Origin of the sequence: Burkholderia sp. JP2-270, assembly GCF_003233675.1 — a bacterium.
In the GTDB taxonomy this organism is placed as follows: domain Bacteria; phylum Pseudomonadota; class Gammaproteobacteria; order Burkholderiales; family Burkholderiaceae; genus Burkholderia; species Burkholderia pyrrocinia_C.
Genome location: NZ_CP029825.1, coordinates 2,646,053 through 2,666,552, shown reverse-complemented (window position 1 = coordinate 2,666,552; position 20,500 = coordinate 2,646,053). Strand labels below are relative to the sequence as shown.

Genomic DNA, 20,500 nt, shown 5'->3' with positions numbered 1-20,500 from the left:
CTATTGCACGCACCGTAGCGTGTGCGCGGCGGCGGGCTTTCGCGTCAGCTGACCCGGTTCACTACCAGGTCGGCAAGTTCGGCGAGACGCTGTGCGCGTGCGCCGAACGGTTTCAGCGCGTCGTGCGCTTCGGTGCGCAGTTGCGCGGCAAGCTCGCGCGACGCCTCGAGACCGAGAATCGATACGTAGGTCGGCTTGTCGTTCGCCGCGTCCTTGCCGGCCGTCTTGCCGAGCGTCGCCGAATCGGTCGTGACGTCGAGAATATCGTCGACGACCTGGAAGGCCAGACCCACGGCCCCCGCGTAGACATCGAGCGCGGCCATCGTTTCGGCCGACGGCGTCTCGCCGGCCAGTGCGCCCATCCGCACGGCCGCGCGCAGCAGTGCGCCAGTCTTCATCCGGTGCATCGTCTCGAGCTGCTCGCGCGTCAGCTTGAGGCCGACGCTCGCCAGGTCGATCGCCTGCCCGCCGGCCATGCCGAGCGAACCGCTCGCAAGCGCAAGCTCGCGCACGAGCGCGGCCTGCTGCACCGGCGACAGCGCAGCGGCATCGGTCAGCGCGACGAACGCCTGCGACTGCAGCGCATCGCCGACGAGCAGTGCCGTCGGCTCGTCGTACTGCACGTGCACGGTCGGCTTGCCGCGTCGCAGCGCGTCGTCGTCCATGCACGGCATGTCGTCGTGCACGAGCGAGTACACGTGGATCATCTCCAGCGCCGCCGCCGCCGCATTGCGCGCCGCTTCCGTCGCGCCGGTCAGCTCGCCTGCTGCATGGCACAGCAGCGGGCGAACGCGCTTGCCGCCGCCGAGGACCGCATAACGCATCGCCTCGTGGAGTTGCGCGGGCATCGCGGTTTCAGCGGGCAGATAGTGGCCGAGTGCGTCCTCGACACGGTCAAGCACGGACCGCATCCATTGTTCGAATGTCATAGATCGTCGTCTTCGCCGTCCGTGGCGGCCGTTCCGGACGAAAGCGGCTTCAGCGTCGCGCCGTCGAGCACGCGAACCTGCTGCTCCACTTTCTCGAGCTGCTGTTGGCAAAACGCAACGAGGGTCGCACCGCGGCGGTACGCCGCCAGTGAATCCTCGAGGCTCAACGCGCCGCCTTCCATCCGGGCAACCAGCGTCTCGAGTTCCGCGAGCGCCATCTCATAATTGTCCGGCAACGGTTCGGTGCCATTGCCGGGCGGCGTGGCGCCTGGGGATGCGGTTTTCGCCATGGACGAGGTGTCAAATTTCAAAACAAGTCGGACATTCTACGGCAAAAGAGAATTCTCCGATCTGCCGACTTGGGCAGCCCGGCACTTATTCCGGCCCCATCTCCGACACACAGTGTGCGCCTCCCGATGGTCTCCCGACAAAAAATTGACACAAATCAGGCACTTAATCCTGGCCTTGCGAGGCGAACCGGGTATAATTCCCCGTTTCCCTAAATCGATTTTTCGATGGTTGGGTTGTTCACTGCTTTCACGCTAACACCGGGAGTGGGAATGTCCAATCTGAGCGATGCGCTTCAGTTGAAGTCGGCTCACAGCCAGCTTCCAGTCACTGCATATTTCGATGAGGCGCTACTCGAGCGCGAGATCGAAGCCCTCTTCAAGAAAGGACCTCGTTACGTCGGGCACGAGTTGATGGTGCCCGAGGCGGGGGATTATTTTGCGCTGCCGTCCGAGAAGGAAGGCCGCGTGCTGGTCCGCAACCAGACGAACCGGATCGAACTGCTGTCGAACGTCTGCCGCCACCGGCAGGCGATCATGCTCAACGGGCGCGGCCACGCGCAGAACATCGTGTGCCCGCTGCACCGCTGGACGTACGACCTGGAAGGCGAGTTGCTCGGGGCACCGCACTTCCCCGACAAGCCGTGCCTGAACCTCGGCAAGAGCCCGCTGCAGAACTGGCAGGGGCTGCTGTTCGAGGCCGAAGGCCGGAATGTCGCGCGCGACCTCGCCAATCTCGGCACGAAACATCACTTCGACTTCTCCGAGTACCACTTCGATCATGTCGAAGTGCACGAGTGCGATTACAACTGGAAGACGTTCATCGAGGTCTACCTCGAGGATTACCACGTCGTCCCGTTCCACCCGGGCCTCGGCAGCTTCGTGTCGTGTGACGACCTCAAGTGGGAATTCGGCGACTGGTACAGCGTGCAGACGGTCGGCGTGCACAACGCACTCGCGAAGCCGGGCAGCGCGACTTACCAGAAATGGCACGAGCAGGTGCTGAAGTTCCGCAACGGCGTGCCGCCGGAGTTCGGCGCGATCTGGATGGTCTACTACCCGGGCCTGATGATCGAGTGGTATCCGCACGTGCTCGTCGTGTCGTGGCTGATCCCGCGCGGCCCGCAGAAGACGACCAACATCGTCGAGTTCTATTACCCCGAGGAAATCGCGCTGTTCGAACGCGAATTCGTCGAGGCCGAGCGCGCCGCCTATATGGAAACGGCCGTCGAGGACGACGAAATCGCGATGCGGATGGACGCAGGCCGCCATGCGCTGATGGCACGCGGCGAGTCGCAGGTCGGCCCGTACCAGAGCCCGATGGAAGACGGCATGCAGCACTTCCACGAGTTCCTGCGCCGCCACCTCGGCGACATCTGATGGCCGGTGCGGCGCTTTGACGCCGCACCGCATCCGGCAGACGAAAAGACGGGCTTCGGCCCGTCTTTTTTTGTTTAGACTTGGAATATCAGGCCATTCGCACTCCAGGGAGCCGTCATGCCGCACACTCATTACACCACGCTCATCTCCGCCGCCAATCTCGCCGAGCGCCTGGCCGCGGCGCCCGGGAGCGTCGTGCTGTTCGACTGCCGTTTCGACCTCGCCGATCCGGGCGCGGGCGAAGCCGCGTATGCAGCCGGCCACATCCCCGGCGCGCAGTATCTTCATCTCGACCGCGACCTGTCGGGCCGCAAGACGGGCACCAACGGCCGTCATCCGCTGCCGACCCGCGATGCGTTCGCCACGCTGCTCGCGAGCCGCGGCCTCAAGCAGGGCCAGCAGGTCGTCGCATACGACGCGCAAGGCGGCGCCTACGCGGCACGCCTATGGTGGCTGCTGCGCTGGCTCGGCCACGATTCGGTCGCCGTACTGGACGGCGGCCTGCAGGCATGGGAAGCGGCCGGCCAGCCGCTGACGGCCGACGTACCGCAACCGGCCGTCGGCGATTTCCGCGCGGCAACGCCTCTTGAATCGACGGTCGACGCAGCAGCCGTGCTTGCGAACGTAACGTCGCACACGCGTGTCGTGATCGACGCACGCGCACCGGACCGCTATCGCGGCGAAAACGAAACGATCGATCGTGTGGGCGGCCACATCCCCGGCGCGCGCAACCGGTTCTTCAAGGACAACCTGAACGCCGACGGCCGCTTCAAGACCGGCCATGAACTGCGCGAGACGTTTTCCACGCTGCTGGCCGGCACCGAACCGAATCTCGCGATCCTGCAGTGCGGCTCCGGCGTCACCGCCTGCCACAACGCGCTTGCGCTGGAGATCGCGGGGCTGCACGGCGCATCGCTGTATCCGGGCTCGTGGAGCGAATGGAGCGCCGATCCGTCGCGGCCGATCGCGACCGGCCCGAACCCGTAATCCGGCACACCGCGCGCCGGCGAAGCGACGCGGCGGCCATTTGGCCGCCGCGTTTCGTTTACATCACGCCGTACTTGTGGAACCACGCGATCGCGCGCTTCCAGCCGTCTTCGGCATCGCCCTTTACATAGCTCGGCCGGTAGTCGGCGAAGAACGCGTGGCCGGCATCCGGATACACGACGATCTCCGATTCGCGCGCGAGATTCGAGTCGCTCGTCTGGATCGCCTTGCGCATGTCCGCGAGCGAGGCCTGCGTGATGTTCGCATCCTTCTCGCCGTACAGCCCGAGCACGGGCACCTTCAGCGACGCCGCATGATCGACCGGATTGAACGGCGTCATCTCGTCGGTCTTGCCTTCGACGAACCCGTACCACGCAACGGCCGCACGCACGTGCGGATTGTGCTCGGCATACAGCCACGCCTGGCGGCCGCCCCAGCAGAACCCCGTCACGCCGAGACGCGCCGGGTCGCCGCCGTTCTTGCCGGCCCATGCGACCGTCGCATCGAGATCCTCGGTAACTTGCCGGTCCGGCACCTTGCTGATGATGTTGTCGAAAAGATCCTTCATCGTCGGATACTTCGCCGCGCTGCCCTGCCGCGCGAACAGGTCAGGCGCGATCGCGAGGTAGCCGAGCTTCGCGAAGCGGCGGCAAACATCAGCGATATGCGCGTGCACGCCGAAGATCTCGTGGATCACGACGATGACCGGCAGGTTCGTCTTGCCGGCCGGCTGTACGCGATAGGCCGGCACGCTGGCATCACCGGAGCGGATCTCGACGGTGTCGACGTCGAGCCCGGCGCTGTCGGTCGTAACCGTCTGCGCCGACACGGGCAGCACGGCCGCAGCGAAGGTGCCGCCCAGCGCGGCCTGCATGAACTTGCGGCGCGAGAACGGGACGTGGGGGACCAGGCTGTCGACTTCGGGTTTCAACATGAATGCACTCCTCGATAGGGCGCCGCCGTCACGATCATGGATGCGGCATGATGGGGCGTCGCGCCGGCGCACGGCGCGGATGTCGCGGCGGTTGGCACCCCGCCGCAAACGGAAACCCGGACAAGATGCCCAATAATCCGTTGTCGCGTCAACTGTCAGATGTGTAAGACTCGATTACGACTCATCGATTCGAACGCATCGGTGGTGGCGTCGACGCCCGCTGACGGCCCCGCCGAATCGCGGCGCGGCCCGCGTGTATCGATCGCCGTTGCACGACCGGATGCTTGCGGACTGAAAAGAATAACGCGTGGGCGACGTCGCCCGGCCAGAACACGCGCAACCGCCCCGCTGCCCGCAAACACGACGGGCGGAGAACACGCGCGACGCACGCATTTCCCGCCCGCTCCCCGCGCGAACACGCGGCGTCAGTGCAGCTTGACGCGCGGCAACGTCGTGCGCCGCAGCCAGTGCGCGACCGTGTCGAGCATCATCCGCGGATAACCGTGCAGCGCCGCGATGTGCAGCCGGTACAGCGACATGTACATGAAGCGCGCAAACAGCCCTTCGATCAGCATGTTGCCGCCGATCAGCCCGCCCATCAGGTTGCCGACCGCGCTGAAATGGCCGAGCGACACGAGCGAACCGAAATCACGATACGTGAATTCGGGCAGCGGACGCCCTTCGAGCCGGCAGCCGATCGCCTTCAGCAGGAAGCTCGCCTGCTGGTGCGCGGCCTGCGCGCGCGGCGGCACGTTGCGTTCGTTGCCGGGCCATGCGCATGCCGCACAATCGCCGAGCGCGAACACGTTGTCGTCGGTGAAGGTCTGCAGCGTGCGGCGCACGTCGAGCTGGCCGAGCTTGTTGACCTGGAGGCCGTCGAGATGCGACAGCACGGACGGCGCCTTGATGCCGGCTGCCCAGACCGTCAGGTCCGCGCGCACCGTCTTGCCGCTCGCGGTATGCACGAGCCCCGGCGCGACCTCGGTCACGCGCTCGCTGAGCATCAGCCGCACGCCGAGCTTTTCGAGCAGTTCAGCCGTCGCCGTCGACACGCGCTCCTGCAGCGCCGGCAGAATCCGCGGCCCCGATTCGATCAGCACGATGCCGACGTCGTGGCGCGGGTCGAGCTTGTGCAGCCCATACGCGGACAGCACCTGCGCCGTGTTGCGCAGCTCCGCGGACAACTCGACGCCCGTCGCGCCGCCGCCGACGATCACGACCTGGATGCGCGGTTCGGCCGCATCGCCCGGCGCGGTCGGCGCCGGCGCCTGGTGCTCGGCGCGCATGCACGCGGCGATCAGCCGCTTGCGGAAGCGCTCGGCCTCGCCAACCGTATCGAGCGCGATCGCGTTTTCCGGCGCGCCCTGCACGCCGAAGAAGTGGGTCGTGCTGCCGATCGCGATCACCAGCGTGTCGTATTCCAGCTCGCGCTCCGGCAGCAGTTCCGCGCCGTCGCTGTCGTTGATGGGCGACAGTGTGATGCGCTTCGCCGCGCGGTCGAGCCCGGTCAACCCGCCCTGCTGGAACTCGAAGCCGTGCCAGCGCGCCTGCGCCGCATATTCGAGCTCCTGCGTGAACGGATCCATGCTGCCGGCCGCGACCTCATGCAGCAGCGGTTTCCAGATGTGCGTCGGATTGCGGTCGACGAGCGTGACGAGCGCACGCGCGGGACGATTGCCGCGCGCGCCGTAACGGTCGCCGAGCCGCGTCGCCAGTTCCAGGCCGCCCGCGCCTCCGCCTACGATGATGATCCGATGCATCCGATTCCCCCTTTGCGATTCGAAACTGCTGCCGCCGGACGAAGCGAACGCGATGCATTCGCGCCACCCGGTGGATTAACCGGTTCGGACATCATCGATGTGCAGTTCGAAGCACTTCGATGCGCCGACCCCGGAACGCGGGGCGCGCCGCCCCGCGTCAATGACATGACTCACATGCATTGTCCGGGAGCTTGCGCGTTGACCACAAGCAAACCATCTCGATATTCAGCATCCCTGCAACAATATGCCGCAGGAATCGGGAACCGCGCAGCGGTGCGTCAGTGTGCCTCTTCCCAGTTCGCTCCGGCGCCCACTTCGGCGACTAGCGGCACCTTCAGCTTCGCGACGCCGCACATCATTTCCGGCAGTTTCTCGCGCACGAGCGACAGTTCGTCATCGGGCACCTCGAGCACCAGTTCATCGTGCACCTGCATGATCATCCGCGACGCGAGCCTGTCGCGCGTGAGCCAGTCGTCCACCGCGATCATCGACAGCTTGATCAGATCGGCCGCCGTGCCCTGCATCGGCGCATTGATCGCCGCGCGCTCGGCCGCCTGGCGGCGCGGGCCGTTGCCGCCGTTGATCTCCGGCAGCCACAGGCGGCGGCCGAAAACGGTTTCGACGTAACCCTTCTCCTTCGCGGTCGCGCGCGTGTCTTCCATGTACTGCGCGACGCCCGGATAGCGGGCGAAATAGCGGTCGATATAGAGCTTCGCCGCGTCGCGCGTGATGCCGAGGTTCGACGCGAGCCCGAACGCGCTCATCCCGTAGATCAGCCCGAAGTTGATCACCTTCGCGATCCGGCGCTGGTCGGAATTGACCTCCAGCGGCGTCACGCCGAACACCTCGGCGGCCGTCGCACGGTGAATGTCCTCGCCCTGCGAGAACGCGCGCAGCAGCGACGCGTCGCCCGAGATGTGCGCCATAATCCGCAGTTCGATCTGCGAATAGTCGGCCGACACGATCCGGTGGCCCGGCGACGCGATAAACGCCTCGCGGATCCGCCGGCCTTCGGCCGTACGCACCGGAATGTTCTGAAGATTCGGATCGTTCGATGCGAGACGGCCCGTCACCGCGACGGCCTGCGCATAGTTCGTGTGCACGCGGCCCGTTGCGGGGTTCACCATGCGCGGCAGCTTGTCGGTATAGGTCGACTTCAGCTTCGACAGCCCGCGATGCTCGAGCAGCAGCTTCGGCAGCGGGTAATCCTCGGCGAGCTTCTGCAGCACCTCTTCGTCGGTCGACGGCGCGCCGCTCGGCGTCTTCTTCACGACCGGCAACTGCAGCTTCTCGAAGAAGATCTGCCCGATCTGTTTAGGTGAGCCAAGATTGAATTCGCCGCCCGCCAGTTCGTACGCCTGCGCTTCGAGCTCGATCAGGCGCGTCGCGATTTCGGTGCTCTGCGCCTGCAGGAGCGCGTCGTCGATCAGCACGCCCGTGCGTTCCATCTTGCGCAGCACGAGCGATACGGGCATCTCGATCTCGCGGTACACGCGCTCGAGGCCCGGTTCGCGCGCGACCTGCGGATACAGCGCGTGATGAAGCTGCAGCGTGATGTCGGCATCCTCGGCCGCGTATTCGGCGGCCTGCGCGAGCGCCACTTCGTCGAATCCGATCTGCTTCGCGCCCTTGCCGGCCACGTCTTCGTACTTGATCGTCTTGACGCCCAGATGACGCAGCGCGAGGCTGTCCATGTCGTGCGTGCGGTGCGATTCGAGCACGTACGATTCGAGCAGCGTGTCGTGTTCGATGCCGTTCAGCGCGATGTCGTAGTTCGCGAGCACCTGCGCGTCGTACTTCAGGTGCTGGCCGACCTTCTTGCGATCGGCCGATTCGAGCCACGGCTTCAGGCGTGCGAGCACTTCGTCGATCGGAAGCTGCTCGGGCATGTCGGGGCCGCGGTGCGCGACCGGCAGGTACGCGGCCTTGCCCGGCTCGACCGAGAACGACAGGCCGACGAGCCGCGCGAGCATCGGGTCGAGTGCGGTCGTCTCGGTGTCGAACGCGGTCAGCGCGGCCGCGTCGATCTTCGCGAACCACGCGTCGAACTGCTCCCAGGTCTGGATCGTGTCGTATTCGCGAACGATGTCGGCCGCCACCACCGGCGCCGGCTCGCCGTCCGGCGCATCGGCGCCGCCGCCTTCCGCCGGTGCGCTGTCGACTTCGCGCAGCCACGTCTTGAAGCCGTAGCGCGCGAAGATGTCGCGCAGCAGATCGCGCGCCTCGCCGTCGGTCTTCAACGACGCTTCGATCGATTCGAGATGCGGCGCGAGATCGCAGGCCGTGTCGACCGTCACGAGCGTGCGGCCGAGCGGCAGGAAATCGAGCGCGCGGCGCAGGTTGTCGCCGACCACGCCCTTGATGTCGCCCGCGTGCGCGATGACACCGTCGAGGCTGTCGTATTGCGACAGCCATTTCACGGCCGTCTTCGGCCCGCACTTCTCCACGCCCGGCACGTTGTCGACGGTATCGCCGATCAATGCCAGGTAGTCGATGATCCGCTCGGGCGGCACGCCGAACTTCGCGATCACGCCGTCGCGGTCGAGCGTCTCGTTGGTCATCGTATTGACGAGCTTGACGCGGTCGGTCACGAGCTGCGCGAGATCCTTGTCGCCCGTCGACACGATCACGTTCATCCCGTGGCGTTCGGCTTCGCGCGCGAGCGTGCCGATCACGTCGTCGGCCTCGACGCCTTCGACCATCAGCAGCGGCCAGCCGAGCGCGCGCACCGCGCCGTGGATCGGTTCGACCTGCAATGCGAGGTCGGGCGGCATCGACGGGCGGTTTGCCTTATAGTCGGCGTACAGGTCGTCGCGGAACGTCTTGCCCTTTGCATCGAACACGCAAGCGCTATACTCTGCACTGACTTCCTTGCGCATACGGCGCAGCATGTTGATGATTCCGTAGAGCGCTCCGGTCGGCTCCCCGCCAGGGCCACGCAAATCAGGCATCGCATGGTAAGCCCGATACAGATAGCTCGAACCGTCAACCAATAGCAGGGTCTTACCTTCCAGATTTCGTTCTTCAGGCATTATGAACAAGAGAAAAGTGATTCCGAGTCTGCGTTCACTCGCAGATCAAGAGCGCGCGACGGCCAAGAAGGCGCGCGCATCGTGGCAGATGTTCACGATTATGGCAGAGTTTATCGAGGCGACCGAGTACCTGTCGGAGATCCGCCCGGCTGTCAGCATCTACGGTTCTGCCCGCCTCAAACCCGACACGCCGCACTACAAGCTGGCCGCGCAGATCGCACGCAAGCTGTCCGACGCCGGCTTCGCGGTGATCTCCGGCGGCGGCCCCGGCATCATGGAAGCCGCGAACAAGGGCGCGCACGCCGGCAAGGCGCCGTCGGTCGGCCTGAACATCGAGCTGCCGCACGAGCAGGCCGGCAACCACTACCAGGACATCTCGCTGCGCTTCCGCCACTTCTTCACGCGCAAGGTCACGTTCGTGAAGAATTCGGATGCGGTGATCGTGATGCCGGGCGGTTTCGGCACGCTCGACGAGCTGTCCGAAGTGCTCACGCTGATCCAGACGAAGAAGTCGCGCCTCGTGCCGATCATCCTCGTCGGCAGCACGTTCTGGCAGGGCTTGCTGCAGTGGTTCCGCGACCAGCTGATTCCGATGGGCCTCATCAATCCGGAAGACATGGATCTGATGCAGGTGATCGACGATCCCGACCAGGTGCTCGACGCGGTGCTCGCGTTCTACGAGGACAGCGGCGAGGAAGAAGGCGAAGGTTCGGAAGGGCAGCCGCCGCGGCCTGAAGAAGACCGCATGTTCTATCTGTAACCAGTCCGTGACGACCGCCGGCCCGACGGCCGGCGTACCGCTTCCCGCGCGGCAGGATGGCGATCACGCCACCTGCCGCGCGCTACTTTGTAACGCGCTGTTAATCCCGCTTCACGGCCGTGCGCCGTCGAATGTCAAATTCGCGCGGCCGGCGCTGCGCGATGCGGCGTAATCGCCGGCACCCGCGGCCCGCCATTGTCAAATATGCGGCCCAATGCCCGCATCCCGCGCCTGCGAGCCGCCAACCCGCGGTAATAAACAGGCCTCGCCTTTTCCGTCGCGTGCCAGCACACTGCATTGTGTCGGCGCGGCGTTCCCCCGGTGGAACGATCCCCCCTCGCTTCCATCGCGTCGCGCCGGCCTATTCATAACGACCTCACGGAAAGAACATGCAACGCTCGCTGATCGCCCTCGCCTTCGCCGGCCTCGGCCTTTCGCTGTCCGGCCTCGCCCATGCCGTCAACGTCGACGTCAACATCGGCACGCCCGCGCCGGTCGTCGTCGCGCCTGCACCCGTCGTGGTCGCTCCGGCGCCCGCAGTCATCATCGGCTGGCATGGCGACCGCTACTGGGACGGCCGCCGTTACTGGGAACGCCGTGAGTGGGAAGATCACCAGCGTTATCGTGGTCACGACGACCGCCGCGGCTACCACTGCCCGCCGGGACATGCAAAGAAGGGCGAGTGCTGAGCAACACCGCACGGCCCGCTCGACACGCAAGTCCGCCCGCGCGCTTCGGCGCCGGGCGGACTTGTCGTTTATGGCGGCGCATTCCACGCGACCGCTGCCTTCCAACGGCAACGCGAACGGCAGGCCCGACCGTCGCGCATTCCGCCTTCCGGTAGATTTGCCGGTGCATCGGGCGCTCGCGACAGCCTGCGCGATCCTAGGTACGAATGGTAGGATCGGCCATGCCCATGGCCATTCCCGCCACCCATGCCGCTCATCCGAATCTGGGCCGTCGACCATGCCCTTGCATCCGGTATCGCCGCGCCGACCGATATCTTCACGGCAGCCAATCATCTCGCCCCGTCGATGCGCGCCGGCCGGCCGCAGGCCCCGTTCCGCTGGCGCATCGAATCGATCGACGGCAAGCCGGTGCGCACGGCCTCCGGTCAGACCGCCCCTGTCGACGGCACGATCGACGGCCACAGCACCGCCGATGCGATCTGGCTGACCGCGCCGTTCGTCGCCGACCTCGAACGGCTGCTCGCCCGGCCTGCGTCGCTCGCGCCGCTGCTTGACGCACTGCGCCGACAGCATGCGCGCGGCACGCTGATCGCCACCTACTGCACGGGTGCGTTCCTGCTGGCGGAAGCCGGCTTGCTCGACGGCCGCGCCGCCACCACACACTGGTCGAAAGCGTCGAGCTTCCGCGCACGCTATCCGGACGTGGCGCTGCGTGCGTCGGAGGTCCTGACCGAACAGGACGGCATACTGTGCGGCGCCGCCGTCACGTCGTACCAGAATCTCGCGCTGCGGGTCGTCGACAAACTGGCGAACGCACGCCTTGCCGCATCCGTCGCCAGGCTCATGCTGATCGACATGAATCGCGTGTCGCAGGATTCGTTCATCGATCTCGACCGGATGGGCCATGACGGGCACGACGATCCCACCATCGCACGCGCGCTGCGCTGGATGGAGCGGCATCTTCGCGAACCGTTCAGCCTCGCCCGACTGAGCGATCACGTCGCGACGAGCGAACGCACGCTCCATCGACGTTTCAAGGACGCGGTGGGCACGCCGCCGCTCAGGTATATGCAGACGCTCCGGATCGAAGTCGCAAAGCGGCTGCTCGCGGAAACGAAGCTCGCGATCGATGCAGTTTGCGAGCGCGTCGGCTATGCGGACATCAGCGGCTTCCGGCAACTGTTCAAACGCGAGACCGGTATCTCCCCCGGCGAGTATCGCCGTCGCTTCACGCGCTAGCCAGCTGCGACAGGCGTCAGGCGGGGTGTCGGAAATGGCATCGCCGAATGGCAGTTTCGCCACTTCGCGCACCCGGATGCGGTTCATACACTGGATTCACGTCGCCGGAACCGGAGCGACGCCTTCCCCACCGCACCAGGACACCATCATGCCGATGATCGACGTCTACATCCCCGAAGGGGCGCTCGCCCCGCATGCCGAAGCGCAATTGATGAACGAACTGACCGCGACGCTGATCCGTCACGAGGGACTCGATCCCGACAATGCGCGCGTGCTCGATGTGACATGGATCTTCGTCCATCGGCCGGCGGCCGTGTATCGCGCCGGTACCGTCGCGCCAGCACCGATCTACCGGATTGTGCCGACCGTGCCGGAAGGACAGTACACGGACACCGCGCGCGCCGCGCTGATCGCCGACGTGACCGTCGCCGTCGCACGCGCGGAAGGCGTGGCGATCGATGCCGTCGCGACACGCGTGTGGGTCTTTCCGTCGGAAATCGACGACGGCAGCTGGGGCAGTCGCGGCGTGGCACGCCGGCTGCCGGACATCATGGAGTATTTCGGCGGAGCGACGCTGCGGGCGCTCGGCGAACAGCGCCTCGCGATCAAGCGGCGCGCGGATGCGATCAGGATCGTCGATGCGGTGCGCGATTCGATGCGGGAGACGGATCGGAGCGTGTCGTACGAACCGGCCGCAGAAACCGCGCGCTGACGCCGGTTCGCAGCGGGATCGTGGCCGGGCGCGCGCGGCAGGAGGACGACAGGTGTGCCCCGTCAGAAGGCGCGCCGCACATGGCAATGCGCGCCGCCGCCGGGGCCGGCGTTCACATCACTGAAACGCCACTTCCGCAAAGCTCCGCAGCTTGCGGCTATGCAGCTTGTCGAGCCCGTTCGTGCGCAGGATCTCCATCGCCTTCACGCCGATCTGCAGATGCTGGTCGACCTGCCCGCGATAGAACGTGTCGGCCATGCCCGGCAGCTTCAGCTCGCCGTGCAGCGGCTTGTCCGATACGCACAGCAGCGTGCCGTACGGCACGCGGAAGCGGAAGCCGTTCGCGGCGATCGTCGCACTCTCCATGTCGAGCGCGATCGCGCGGCTCTGCGACAACCGCTGCACGGGCTCGCGATGATCGCGCAACTCCCAGTTGCGGTTGTCGACGCTCGCGACCGTGCCCGTGCGCATCACGCGCTTCAGTTCGACGCCCTCGAGCCGCGTGACGTCGGCCACCGCGCGCTCGAGTGCGAGCTGCACTTCGGCGAGCGCCGGGATCGGCACCCACAGCGGCAGGTCGGCGTCGAGCACATGATCCTCGCGCACGTAACCGTGCGCGAGCACGTAGTCGCCGAGACGCTGCGTGTTGCGCAGCCCCGCGCAGTGACCGAGCATCACCCATGCGTGCGGACGCAGCACCGCGATGTGATCGGTGATCGTCTTCGCGTTCGACGGACCGACGCCGATGTTGACCATCGTGATCCCGCTGCCGTCGGCACGCTTCAGGTGATACGCGGGCATCTGCGGCAAGCGCGGCGGCGCGGCGCCCTCGGCCGGCTCGCTGCCGAGGTTCGCGTTGTACGTGACGACATCGCCCGGCTCGACGAACGAGCTGTACTGGCTGCGGTACTCACGCACCTCGGGATCGTCGCTCTCCGTCATCAGCGTGCGGCCGAGCTTCACGAACTCGTCGATGTAGAACTGGTAGTTCGTGTAGAGCACGTAGTTCTGGAAATGCGTGGGCGACGTCGCCGTGTAGTGACGCAGCCGGTGCAGCGAGAAGTCGACGCGCGCGGCCGTGAACAGCGCGAGCGGATGCGGCTCGCCCGGCGCCGGCTCGAACGTGCCGTTGACGATGCGGTCGTCGAGATACGACAGGTCGGGCGTGTCGAAGATGTCGCGCATCGCGAGCAGGCGATCGCGGTCGAGCTCGCCTTCGAGATGGATGCCTTCCGGAAACGCGAAATGGACCGGAATCGGCTGCGACGACACGCCGATCTCGATCTTGACGTGGTGGTTCTTCGACAGCAGGCGCAGTTGCTCGCGATAGTAGTTCGCGAAGAGATCGGGGCGCGTGACCGTCGTCTCGAACACGCCGGGGCCGGCGACGAAGCCGTACGAGCGCCGCGAATCGACGTGCGTGTTGACATCGGTGCGGATCCGCACGAACGGATAGCACGCGCGCACATGCTCGGTAATCGGTTCGTGGCGGCGATAGCGCGCGAATGCGTCGCGCAGGAAACCCGTATTCGTGTCGTAAATGGCGGACAGCCGCCCGACGGCGGCGATCGGATCGTCGAAAGCCTCGACCGACGGGCTTTCGGGCGTCAGCACACGGTGCCGGCGGCTCAAGTCGTTCTTCATTTTCATTACCTCGTCTGATCTGACGACATTACCACGGAACCCGGTCATCCTCGTGGCCGCCCGTACGCATGCCAGGGCCGGATGGGCCGCAGTATTTGCTAAAATCAGTGGGTTCACTGGAGACTCATCATGAAGCCGCTCATTCTCGTCGTCGCTGCCGCTGCGTTTGCCGCCGCCAGCGTCGCTTACGCCGCCGGCGCCACGCCTGACGCCGACGCGCAGGCGCGGGCCGAGGCCAACGAAGCCGCCGGCCTGCCCGATCTCCGCAAGATCAACCGGCCTGGCGCCGAAGTCACGTCGAAAGTCGACTTCGCCGACATTCGACGCACGCCGAGCTTCCATGAAAAGAGCAAGAACGGCACCGAGGTCACCGAGTACCGCGATCGCGGCAAGCCGGTCGAGATCGACGTGAAGTCGAACTTCGGCACGCGCTACCAGATGAGCTCGACGCCCGACACGTCGCCGAAGCCGCACGACGCAGGCATCCCGATCACGCGTCTGCCGTCGCTGAACCTGCGCTACTGATTCCGTCGCGCGCCGCATCGATCGCGGCGCGCCGCCTCCCTTCACCCGCTGTCGCGACGCACGCCGCCCGCGTGCCGACACCCTGACCTGACGCATCCCGCATGGCCGTTTTCACCGCTGTTTCCGACTCCGATCTCGCGCAATGGATGCGCCACTACGAACTGGGCGACGTGCTTGCGTTTCGCGGCATTCCGTCCGGTATCGAAAACAGCAATTTCTTCCTGACGACGACGCGCGGCGAATACGTCCTCACGATCTTCGAAAAGCTGACGGCGCAACAACTGCCGTTCTACCTCGACCTGATGCGCCACCTGGCCGGCCACGGCGTGCCGGTGCCGGATCCGATTCCGCGCGACGACGGCGCGCTGTTCGGCGAGCTGCACGGCAAGCCGGCCGCGATCGTCACGAAGCTCGACGGCGCGGCCGAGCTCGCGCCGGGGGTGGAACACTGCATCGAGGTCGGGCAGATGCTCGCGCGCCTGCACCTCGCGGGGCGCGATTACCCGCGCAACCAGCCGAATCTGCGCAGCCTGCCGTGGTGGCAGGAGAACGTGCCGGCGATCGTGCCGTTCATCACGGACGCGCAACGCACGCTGCTCGAAGGCGAACTCGCGCACCAGGCGGCCTTCTTCGCGTCGGACGACTACGCGGCGCTGCCGGCCGGGCCTTGCCATTGCGACCTGTTCCGCGACAACGTGCTGTTCGCGCACGCGGCGCCGGGCACCGGCCACGACGTGCGGCTCGGCGGCTTCTTCGACTTCTATTTCGCCGGCTGCGATAAATGGCTGTTCGATGTCGCGGTGACCGTCAACGACTGGTGCGTCGACCTCGCGACAGGCGTGCTCGACGTCGCGCGCGCCGATGCGCTGCTGCGCGCATACCAGACCGTGCGGCCGTTCACGGCCGAGGAACGACGCCACTGGAGCGACATGCTGCGCGCGGGCGCGTACCGCTTCTGGGTGTCGCGCCTGTACGACTTCTACCTGCCGCGCGCGGCCGAGATGCTCAAGCCGCACGACCCCGGTCATTTCGAACGCATCCTGCGTGAGCGTATCGCGCATACGCCCGCGCTTCCCGAGATCCAAACCGCATGCAACTGATCGAAGTGCCCGCGAAAACGGGCTATGTCTGGTTCCGTCAAGGCGTCTGGCTGTTCCGCCGGAACCCGCTCGCGTTCATCACGCTGTTCTTCACGTACCTGCTGGCGATCACGCTGGTGTCGAGGGTGCCCGTGATCGGCTCGGCGCTGCCGCTGGTGCTGATTCCCGGCATCGCGGTCGGCTTCATGGCCGCGTGCCGCGACACGGTGGCCGGCAAGCCGGTGATGCCGACGATCCTGATCGACGGCTTCCGCTCATACGGCACCGTCGCGACCCAGCGGCTGCTCGTGCTCGGCGTGATCTACGTCGCGTCGATGGTGCTCGTGTTCGCCGCTTCGTCGTTCGTGGACGGCGGCGCGCTGTTCCACGTGATGATGGGCGCGGCCGACGAGGCGAGCACGACGCCGGAAACGCTCGCCGCGCAAGGCACGTTCGGCGCGCTGATGTTCGCGACGCTGCTGTATCTGCCGATCGCGATGCTGTTCTGGTTCGCGCCGGTGCTCGTCGCATGGCATGACGTGCCGCCCGCCAAGGCGCTGTTCTTCAGCATCGTCAGCTGCTGGCGCAATCGCGGCGCGTTCGTCGTGTACGGCGCGCTGTGGTTCGGCGTCGCGCTCGGCACGTCGCTCGCGCTGTCGCTGCTGCTGCAGGCGCTCGGCGCCGGCGCCTATGCGCTGACGATCATGATGCCGGTGACGATCATCATCGTCACGATGCTGTACTGCTCGTTCTACGCGACCTATCGCGGCTGCTTCGGCGTCCAGGAGCCGGGCGCACCGACGACCACGTCGGGCCGCTGAAACCCGCCCCGGCCGGCGCGCCGCCAGCCGTCACGCTGTTCTCCGCGCCGGGTTGCGTCCCGGCGCCCCCTCCCATCGCGCCCCTTTTCCCGATATCCGTCACCTGCCGCCCCTGGCCGGGCGCCCCTGTTCAACCCGATCTTTTGCGCGCAAAATAATTTGCGTACAAATTGTTCGCGCGTGCGCCGCGCCTCCCGAATCATGGACCGCCCACCCCCGCTGCCCCAGACGCTCGACGAGCAACTGTGCTTCGCGCTCTACTCGACTTCGCACGCGATGACGAAAGCGTACAAGCCGCTGCTCGACAAGCTGTCGCTGACCTATCCCCAATATCTCGCGATGCTCGTGCTGTGGGAGCGCGACGACATCGCGGTAAAGGACATCGCGGCGCGGCTCGACCTCGACCCGGCCACGGTCACGCCGCTGCTCAAGCGGCTGGAAGCGCTCGGCTACGTCGAGCGCGTGCGCAGCGCGGCCGACGAACGCGTCGTGAACGTGCGCGTGACGCCGGAAGGCCGGGCGCTGAAGAATCGCGCGCGCTCCGTGCCCGCCGACCTCTTCTGCGCGATGCAGCAAGCGCCCGAGTTCCTGATCAGGCTGCGCGCCGATCTCCAGCAGTTGCGCGACGCGCTGTCGGCCGCCAACGAACGCTGACGAACCGAGCGCCGGCCTACCGACCCGGCATTGCCGGGTTTTTCTTCAAATTTTCATTTGCACACTAATGATTTGTGTTCTATATTTTCTCCGTGGCCGGCGACATTCCATCCGACCGGGCCGCTTTTCTCCCCTTTTCCCGACAGGAGCTGCACGATGAACATTCTGTACAAGACGAGCGCCACGAGCACGGGCGGCCGCGACGGCCGCGCGGTATCCGCCGACAACAAGCTGGAAGTGAAGCTGGCCGCGCCGCGCGAACTCGGCGGTACGGGTGCGGAAGGCACGAATCCGGAGCAGCTGTTTGCCGCAGGCTACTCGGCGTGCTTCCTGAGCGCGATGAAATTCGTCGCCGGCCAGAACAAGCAGGCGCTGCCGGCCGATACGCAGGTCACGGCGGAAGTGGGCATCGGCCCGAACGACGCAGGCGGCTTCGCGCTCGACATCGAGCTGCGCGTGTCGCTGCCGGGGCTCGACAAGGCCGACGCGCAGGCGCTGGTCGAAAAGGCGCACCACGTGTGCCCGTATTCGAACGCAACGCGCAACAACGTGCCGGTGCGCCTGACGGTCGTCTGACGCGACGCAGGACGACGAATGCAACAGGGCGCGTGCGGCTTCATGCCGCACGCGCCCTTTTTCGTGACTCGCCGGAACGGCGGGCCGGCTGGCCCGCCCTGCGCTGCGCTGCTTAGCGCGCGCCGAACGAATACGGGCGGTTCATCGACGCTTCGCGATCGATCTTGCGCATGCGGAATTCGAGATCGTAGATGTCGGTCGCTTCGGACAGGTACGCCTCGGCGCGCTCTTTACGAGCCGTTTCAGCGTTCTTGGTCAGCATCAGGAAAAGGTGGCTCAGCAGGTACATGTTCGATCTCGCAATCCAAAGGTTCTTTGACTAGGGTTTTCCCGAATTATAGGGAAAACCCTAGGCTTTGGCCAGCGTCGATCAGACGATGCGTCGTTCGGTCGCCACAGTGCGCCGATGTGCTTCGAAAAAGGCCCAGATCATCGCGCTCGCATCGGGGCCGACGGCCGCATGAAACGGCACGGCTTCGTCGCCGCCTGCCCACGCGTGATCGAGCCCTTTCACATGGCAGAGCCGTACGACCGGTTCGCCGTCGCGGCAGACGTCGGTGATCTGTGCGCCCGCGCCGCGCGTCTCGACACGTTCGCCGCCGCGCAGCGCGCCGCGGCTGTCGGCGAGCCCGTTCAGCCGCATGAACTGCACCGTCAGCTGGTCGGCGTTCTTCGGCGCGACGACATGGTCGCCGTCGCCCTGGAAGATCAGCGCCGGCATGCCCGGATACCCGCTGGCGTCGACCAGCGCATCGACGGCCGCGGCCGGGTTCTGCCGCACGCCGCGCCGCATCACGTCCATCGCGGTGATGCCGGAGCTCGCCTCGCCGAGCGCGGGGCCAGAGTGCAGCGCGACCGCCGCGAAGCGGTCCGGATGGTGCAGTGCAAGAAGCGACGCGAGGCCCGCACCGGCCGACAGCCCCGCGACATAGACGCGCGACGCGTCGAAACCGCGTTCGTCGACGAGCGCGTCGACCAGCGACGCAACCGCGTTCGCCTCGCCGCGGCCCGCGCGGTCGGTGTCTTCATACCAGTGCCAGCAGCCGTGCGCGTGCGCGCGCAGCGACTGTTCCGGATACAGCACTGCGAAACCGTGCTTGTCGGCCAGCAGGTTCATCCGCGTGCCCTGCACGAATTCGTCGACGGACTGCTGGCAGCCGTGCAGCATCACGACGAGCGGCATCGCGCCGCGCCGGCGGCCGGGCGGCACGTAGAGGCCATATGCGAGATTCTGGACGAGACGCCCGAGCGCGGGCGCCATCGGATGTTCGCCGCGCGTCCACTCGCCCGCCGCCCACGCGGCCGCACGCGGCCGCACGCGCGATTCGCGCGGCGGGGACAGCTCGGATACGGCGGGAGAGGCGGCGGCCTCGAGTGCGTCGCGTGTGATGCGCTGCGCATCGCGCGCCGCACGTTTGGCGGCCGGAGACAGCATGCGTTTCATGCCGCCCAGCCACACCTTGGTCAGACTTTTGGTCATCGATCGGGCTCGCAGTCAGGAAAAATAGGGGCGCCATGAGGGCGCCGCAATGGATGCATCGTTCGACTTTGTGCAATGCACCATAACATTGTTTCTGGGATTTTTCCTGCGCGCGGTAAGTTCCCGACGGCGCAAAAAACGGGGCTCGTGCGCACGCGGCGCTATACTGGGGCTTCGCCGCTTGTATCCGTTGTAGTCGTTCTTCCCGGCTCGCGCGTTGATTTAAGCATCCTCCCCGCCTCCGTTCGTCCCTTCCCGATGTTCGACCTGCCGTCTCACCTGTGGATCATGATCACCGCGTTCGGCGGCGCCGGCCTGACCTTGCCGCTCGCGATCACGATCGCCGTCTGGCTCGCGCTCGGCTACTCGTGGCAGCGTGCGGCCGCATGGCTCGGCGTGCTCGCAGCCGCGATCGGCGTGGTCGCGCTCACGAAGATCGCGTTCCTGGGCTGGGGCATCGGCATCCGTGCGTGGGATTTCACGGGCTTCAGCGGCCACGCGATGCTGTCGACGTCAGTTTATCCGGTCGCGATCTTCCTGATGTTGATCCGCATGCGCACGCCGGTGCGGATCGCCGGCATCGCGCTCGGGCTCGCGGCCGGCATCGCGGTCGGCGTGTCGCGCGTCGCGCTCGACGCGCATTCGCCGTCCGAATCGATCACCGGCTGCATCGTCGGCGCGATCGCCGCGCTCGCGTTCATCGCCGGCTCGTGGCGCGCGGTGCCGCACCGCTGGTCGGCCCCCGCGGTCATCGCGAGCCTCGCATTCGTCACCGTCGCGCTGCACGGCATCACGGTGCCGTCGCATCGCTGGGTCACCAAGGTTGCGCTGCAACTGTCGGGCCACGAGCGCCCGTTCGTCCGCGCGCGCTGGAAGGCCAATCCGAACTACCGCCCCGCGTCGCAGCCGTCGTCGCTGCAGCGCACCGAATCGTCGACGCACACGCTGCACGCGTGACGGGGCATCCGGCCGTCACGCCCGCCGTTCTTCAAGTCTGACCATTTCATGCACA

The 20,500-nt window shown here is 66.4% G+C and carries 20 protein-coding genes; 12 read left to right on the top strand and 8 right to left on the bottom strand.

Annotated elements, in window-relative coordinates; translation table 11 throughout:
- Positions 1-44: 44 nt before the first annotated feature.
- Together DM992_RS30190 and DM992_RS30185 are read right to left on the bottom strand one after the other, a co-directional pair.
- The gene (locus tag DM992_RS30190) at positions 45-929 is read right to left on the bottom strand and encodes a polyprenyl synthetase family protein (RefSeq protein ID WP_111019849.1); all 885 of its coding nucleotides are present in this window, start codon (positions 927-929) and stop codon (positions 45-47) included.
- Positions 926-1,219: an exodeoxyribonuclease VII small subunit gene (locus DM992_RS30185; RefSeq protein WP_006479428.1), complete on the bottom strand. Its 294-nt coding sequence runs from the start codon at positions 1,217-1,219 to the stop codon at positions 926-928. Before DM992_RS30185 ends, DM992_RS30190 begins: the two co-directional genes overlap by 4 nt.
- Before the next feature lie 270 nt (positions 1,220-1,489).
- Here DM992_RS30185 and DM992_RS30180 point away from each other — a divergent pair, with 270 nt between their 5' ends.
- Both DM992_RS30180 and DM992_RS30175 read left to right on the top strand, forming a co-directional pair.
- Positions 1,490-2,596 carry an aromatic ring-hydroxylating dioxygenase subunit alpha gene (locus DM992_RS30180; protein ID WP_111019848.1) on the top strand — a complete coding sequence of 369 codons (1,107 nt, stop codon included), beginning with the start codon at positions 1,490-1,492 and terminating at the stop codon, positions 2,594-2,596.
- A gap of 117 nt (positions 2,597-2,713) precedes the next feature.
- Positions 2,714-3,583 carry a sulfurtransferase gene (locus tag DM992_RS30175; RefSeq protein ID WP_111019847.1) on the top strand — a complete coding sequence of 290 codons (870 nt, stop codon included), beginning with the start codon at positions 2,714-2,716 and terminating at the stop codon, positions 3,581-3,583.
- A gap of 58 nt (positions 3,584-3,641) precedes the next feature.
- On the opposite strand, the gene DM992_RS30170 is transcribed toward DM992_RS30175, so the two are convergent.
- The 3 genes from DM992_RS30170 to polA all read right to left on the bottom strand — a co-directional run bounded on the left by DM992_RS30170 (position 3,642) and on the right by polA (position 9,309).
- Positions 3,642-4,517, bottom strand: a complete 876-nt coding sequence (locus tag DM992_RS30170) for a dienelactone hydrolase family protein (protein WP_111019846.1) — start codon at positions 4,515-4,517, stop codon at positions 3,642-3,644.
- Positions 4,518-4,942: 425 nt separating this feature from the next.
- On the bottom strand, positions 4,943-6,277 hold the full coding sequence (locus DM992_RS30165; RefSeq protein ID WP_111019845.1) for an NAD(P)/FAD-dependent oxidoreductase: 1,335 nt from the start codon (positions 6,275-6,277) through the stop codon (positions 4,943-4,945).
- A 278-nt stretch (positions 6,278-6,555) separates the two neighbouring features.
- Positions 6,556-9,309: a DNA polymerase I gene (gene polA, locus DM992_RS30160; protein ID WP_111019844.1), complete on the bottom strand. Its 2,754-nt coding sequence runs from the start codon at positions 9,307-9,309 to the stop codon at positions 6,556-6,558.
- A 1-nt stretch (position 9,310) separates the two neighbouring features.
- Between polA and DM992_RS30155 the strand changes: the two genes are divergently transcribed.
- From DM992_RS30155 to DM992_RS30140, 4 genes are all read left to right on the top strand, one after another.
- On the top strand, positions 9,311-10,069 hold the full coding sequence (locus tag DM992_RS30155) for a TIGR00730 family Rossman fold protein (protein ID WP_034185191.1): 759 nt from the start codon (positions 9,311-9,313) through the stop codon (positions 10,067-10,069).
- 389 nt (positions 10,070-10,458) lie between these two features.
- Positions 10,459-10,758, top strand: coding sequence for a hypothetical protein (locus DM992_RS30150; protein ID WP_111019843.1), 300 nt, complete (start codon positions 10,459-10,461; stop codon positions 10,756-10,758).
- Positions 10,759-11,004: 246 nt separating this feature from the next.
- Positions 11,005-11,997 carry a helix-turn-helix domain-containing protein gene (locus tag DM992_RS30145; protein ID WP_111019842.1) on the top strand — a complete coding sequence of 331 codons (993 nt, stop codon included), beginning with the start codon at positions 11,005-11,007 and terminating at the stop codon, positions 11,995-11,997.
- A gap of 148 nt (positions 11,998-12,145) precedes the next feature.
- Positions 12,146-12,709 carry a Tautomerase enzyme gene (locus tag DM992_RS30140; RefSeq protein ID WP_111019841.1) on the top strand — a complete coding sequence of 188 codons (564 nt, stop codon included), beginning with the start codon at positions 12,146-12,148 and terminating at the stop codon, positions 12,707-12,709.
- A gap of 117 nt (positions 12,710-12,826) precedes the next feature.
- On the opposite strand, the gene DM992_RS30135 is transcribed toward DM992_RS30140, so the two are convergent.
- Complete coding sequence (locus tag DM992_RS30135; protein ID WP_111020477.1) at positions 12,827-14,353, bottom strand: AMP nucleosidase; 1,527 nt, start codon at positions 14,351-14,353, stop codon at positions 12,827-12,829.
- Positions 14,354-14,482: 129 nt separating this feature from the next.
- Here DM992_RS30135 and DM992_RS30130 point away from each other — a divergent pair, with 129 nt between their 5' ends.
- The 5 genes from DM992_RS30130 (at position 14,483) to DM992_RS30110 (ending at position 18,008) form a co-directional block, all read left to right on the top strand.
- Positions 14,483-14,878 (top strand): hypothetical protein, encoded by a 396-nt coding sequence (locus tag DM992_RS30130; RefSeq protein ID WP_096474838.1) that lies wholly within the window; start codon positions 14,483-14,485, stop codon positions 14,876-14,878.
- Between the two features lie 101 nt (positions 14,879-14,979).
- A complete protein-coding gene (locus DM992_RS30125) occupies positions 14,980-15,978 on the top strand; it encodes a homoserine kinase (protein ID WP_034185187.1) in 999 nt (332 codons plus the stop codon).
- Complete coding sequence (locus DM992_RS30120) at positions 15,969-16,778, top strand: BPSS1780 family membrane protein (RefSeq protein ID WP_111019840.1); 810 nt, start codon at positions 15,969-15,971, stop codon at positions 16,776-16,778. Before DM992_RS30125 ends, DM992_RS30120 begins: the two co-directional genes overlap by 10 nt.
- Before the next feature lie 201 nt (positions 16,779-16,979).
- On the top strand, positions 16,980-17,432 hold the full coding sequence (locus tag DM992_RS30115; protein WP_111019839.1) for a MarR family transcriptional regulator: 453 nt from the start codon (positions 16,980-16,982) through the stop codon (positions 17,430-17,432).
- A gap of 156 nt (positions 17,433-17,588) precedes the next feature.
- Entirely contained in the window at positions 17,589-18,008 is a 420-nt protein-coding gene (locus DM992_RS30110) for an organic hydroperoxide resistance protein (RefSeq protein WP_111019838.1), read from the top strand.
- Between the two features lie 112 nt (positions 18,009-18,120).
- Here DM992_RS30110 and DM992_RS30105 read toward each other — a convergent pair whose 3' ends face one another.
- Positions 18,121-18,297: a DUF3563 family protein gene (locus DM992_RS30105; protein ID WP_065502568.1), complete on the bottom strand. Its 177-nt coding sequence runs from the start codon at positions 18,295-18,297 to the stop codon at positions 18,121-18,123.
- A gap of 81 nt (positions 18,298-18,378) precedes the next feature.
- Positions 18,379-19,488 carry a PHB depolymerase family esterase gene (locus DM992_RS30100; protein ID WP_111019837.1) on the bottom strand — a complete coding sequence of 370 codons (1,110 nt, stop codon included), beginning with the start codon at positions 19,486-19,488 and terminating at the stop codon, positions 18,379-18,381.
- Between the two features lie 258 nt (positions 19,489-19,746).
- Here DM992_RS30100 and DM992_RS30095 point away from each other — a divergent pair, with 258 nt between their 5' ends.
- Positions 19,747-20,445 carry a phosphatase PAP2 family protein gene (locus tag DM992_RS30095; protein WP_111019836.1) on the top strand — a complete coding sequence of 233 codons (699 nt, stop codon included), beginning with the start codon at positions 19,747-19,749 and terminating at the stop codon, positions 20,443-20,445.
- Positions 20,446-20,500 lie beyond the last annotated feature (55 nt).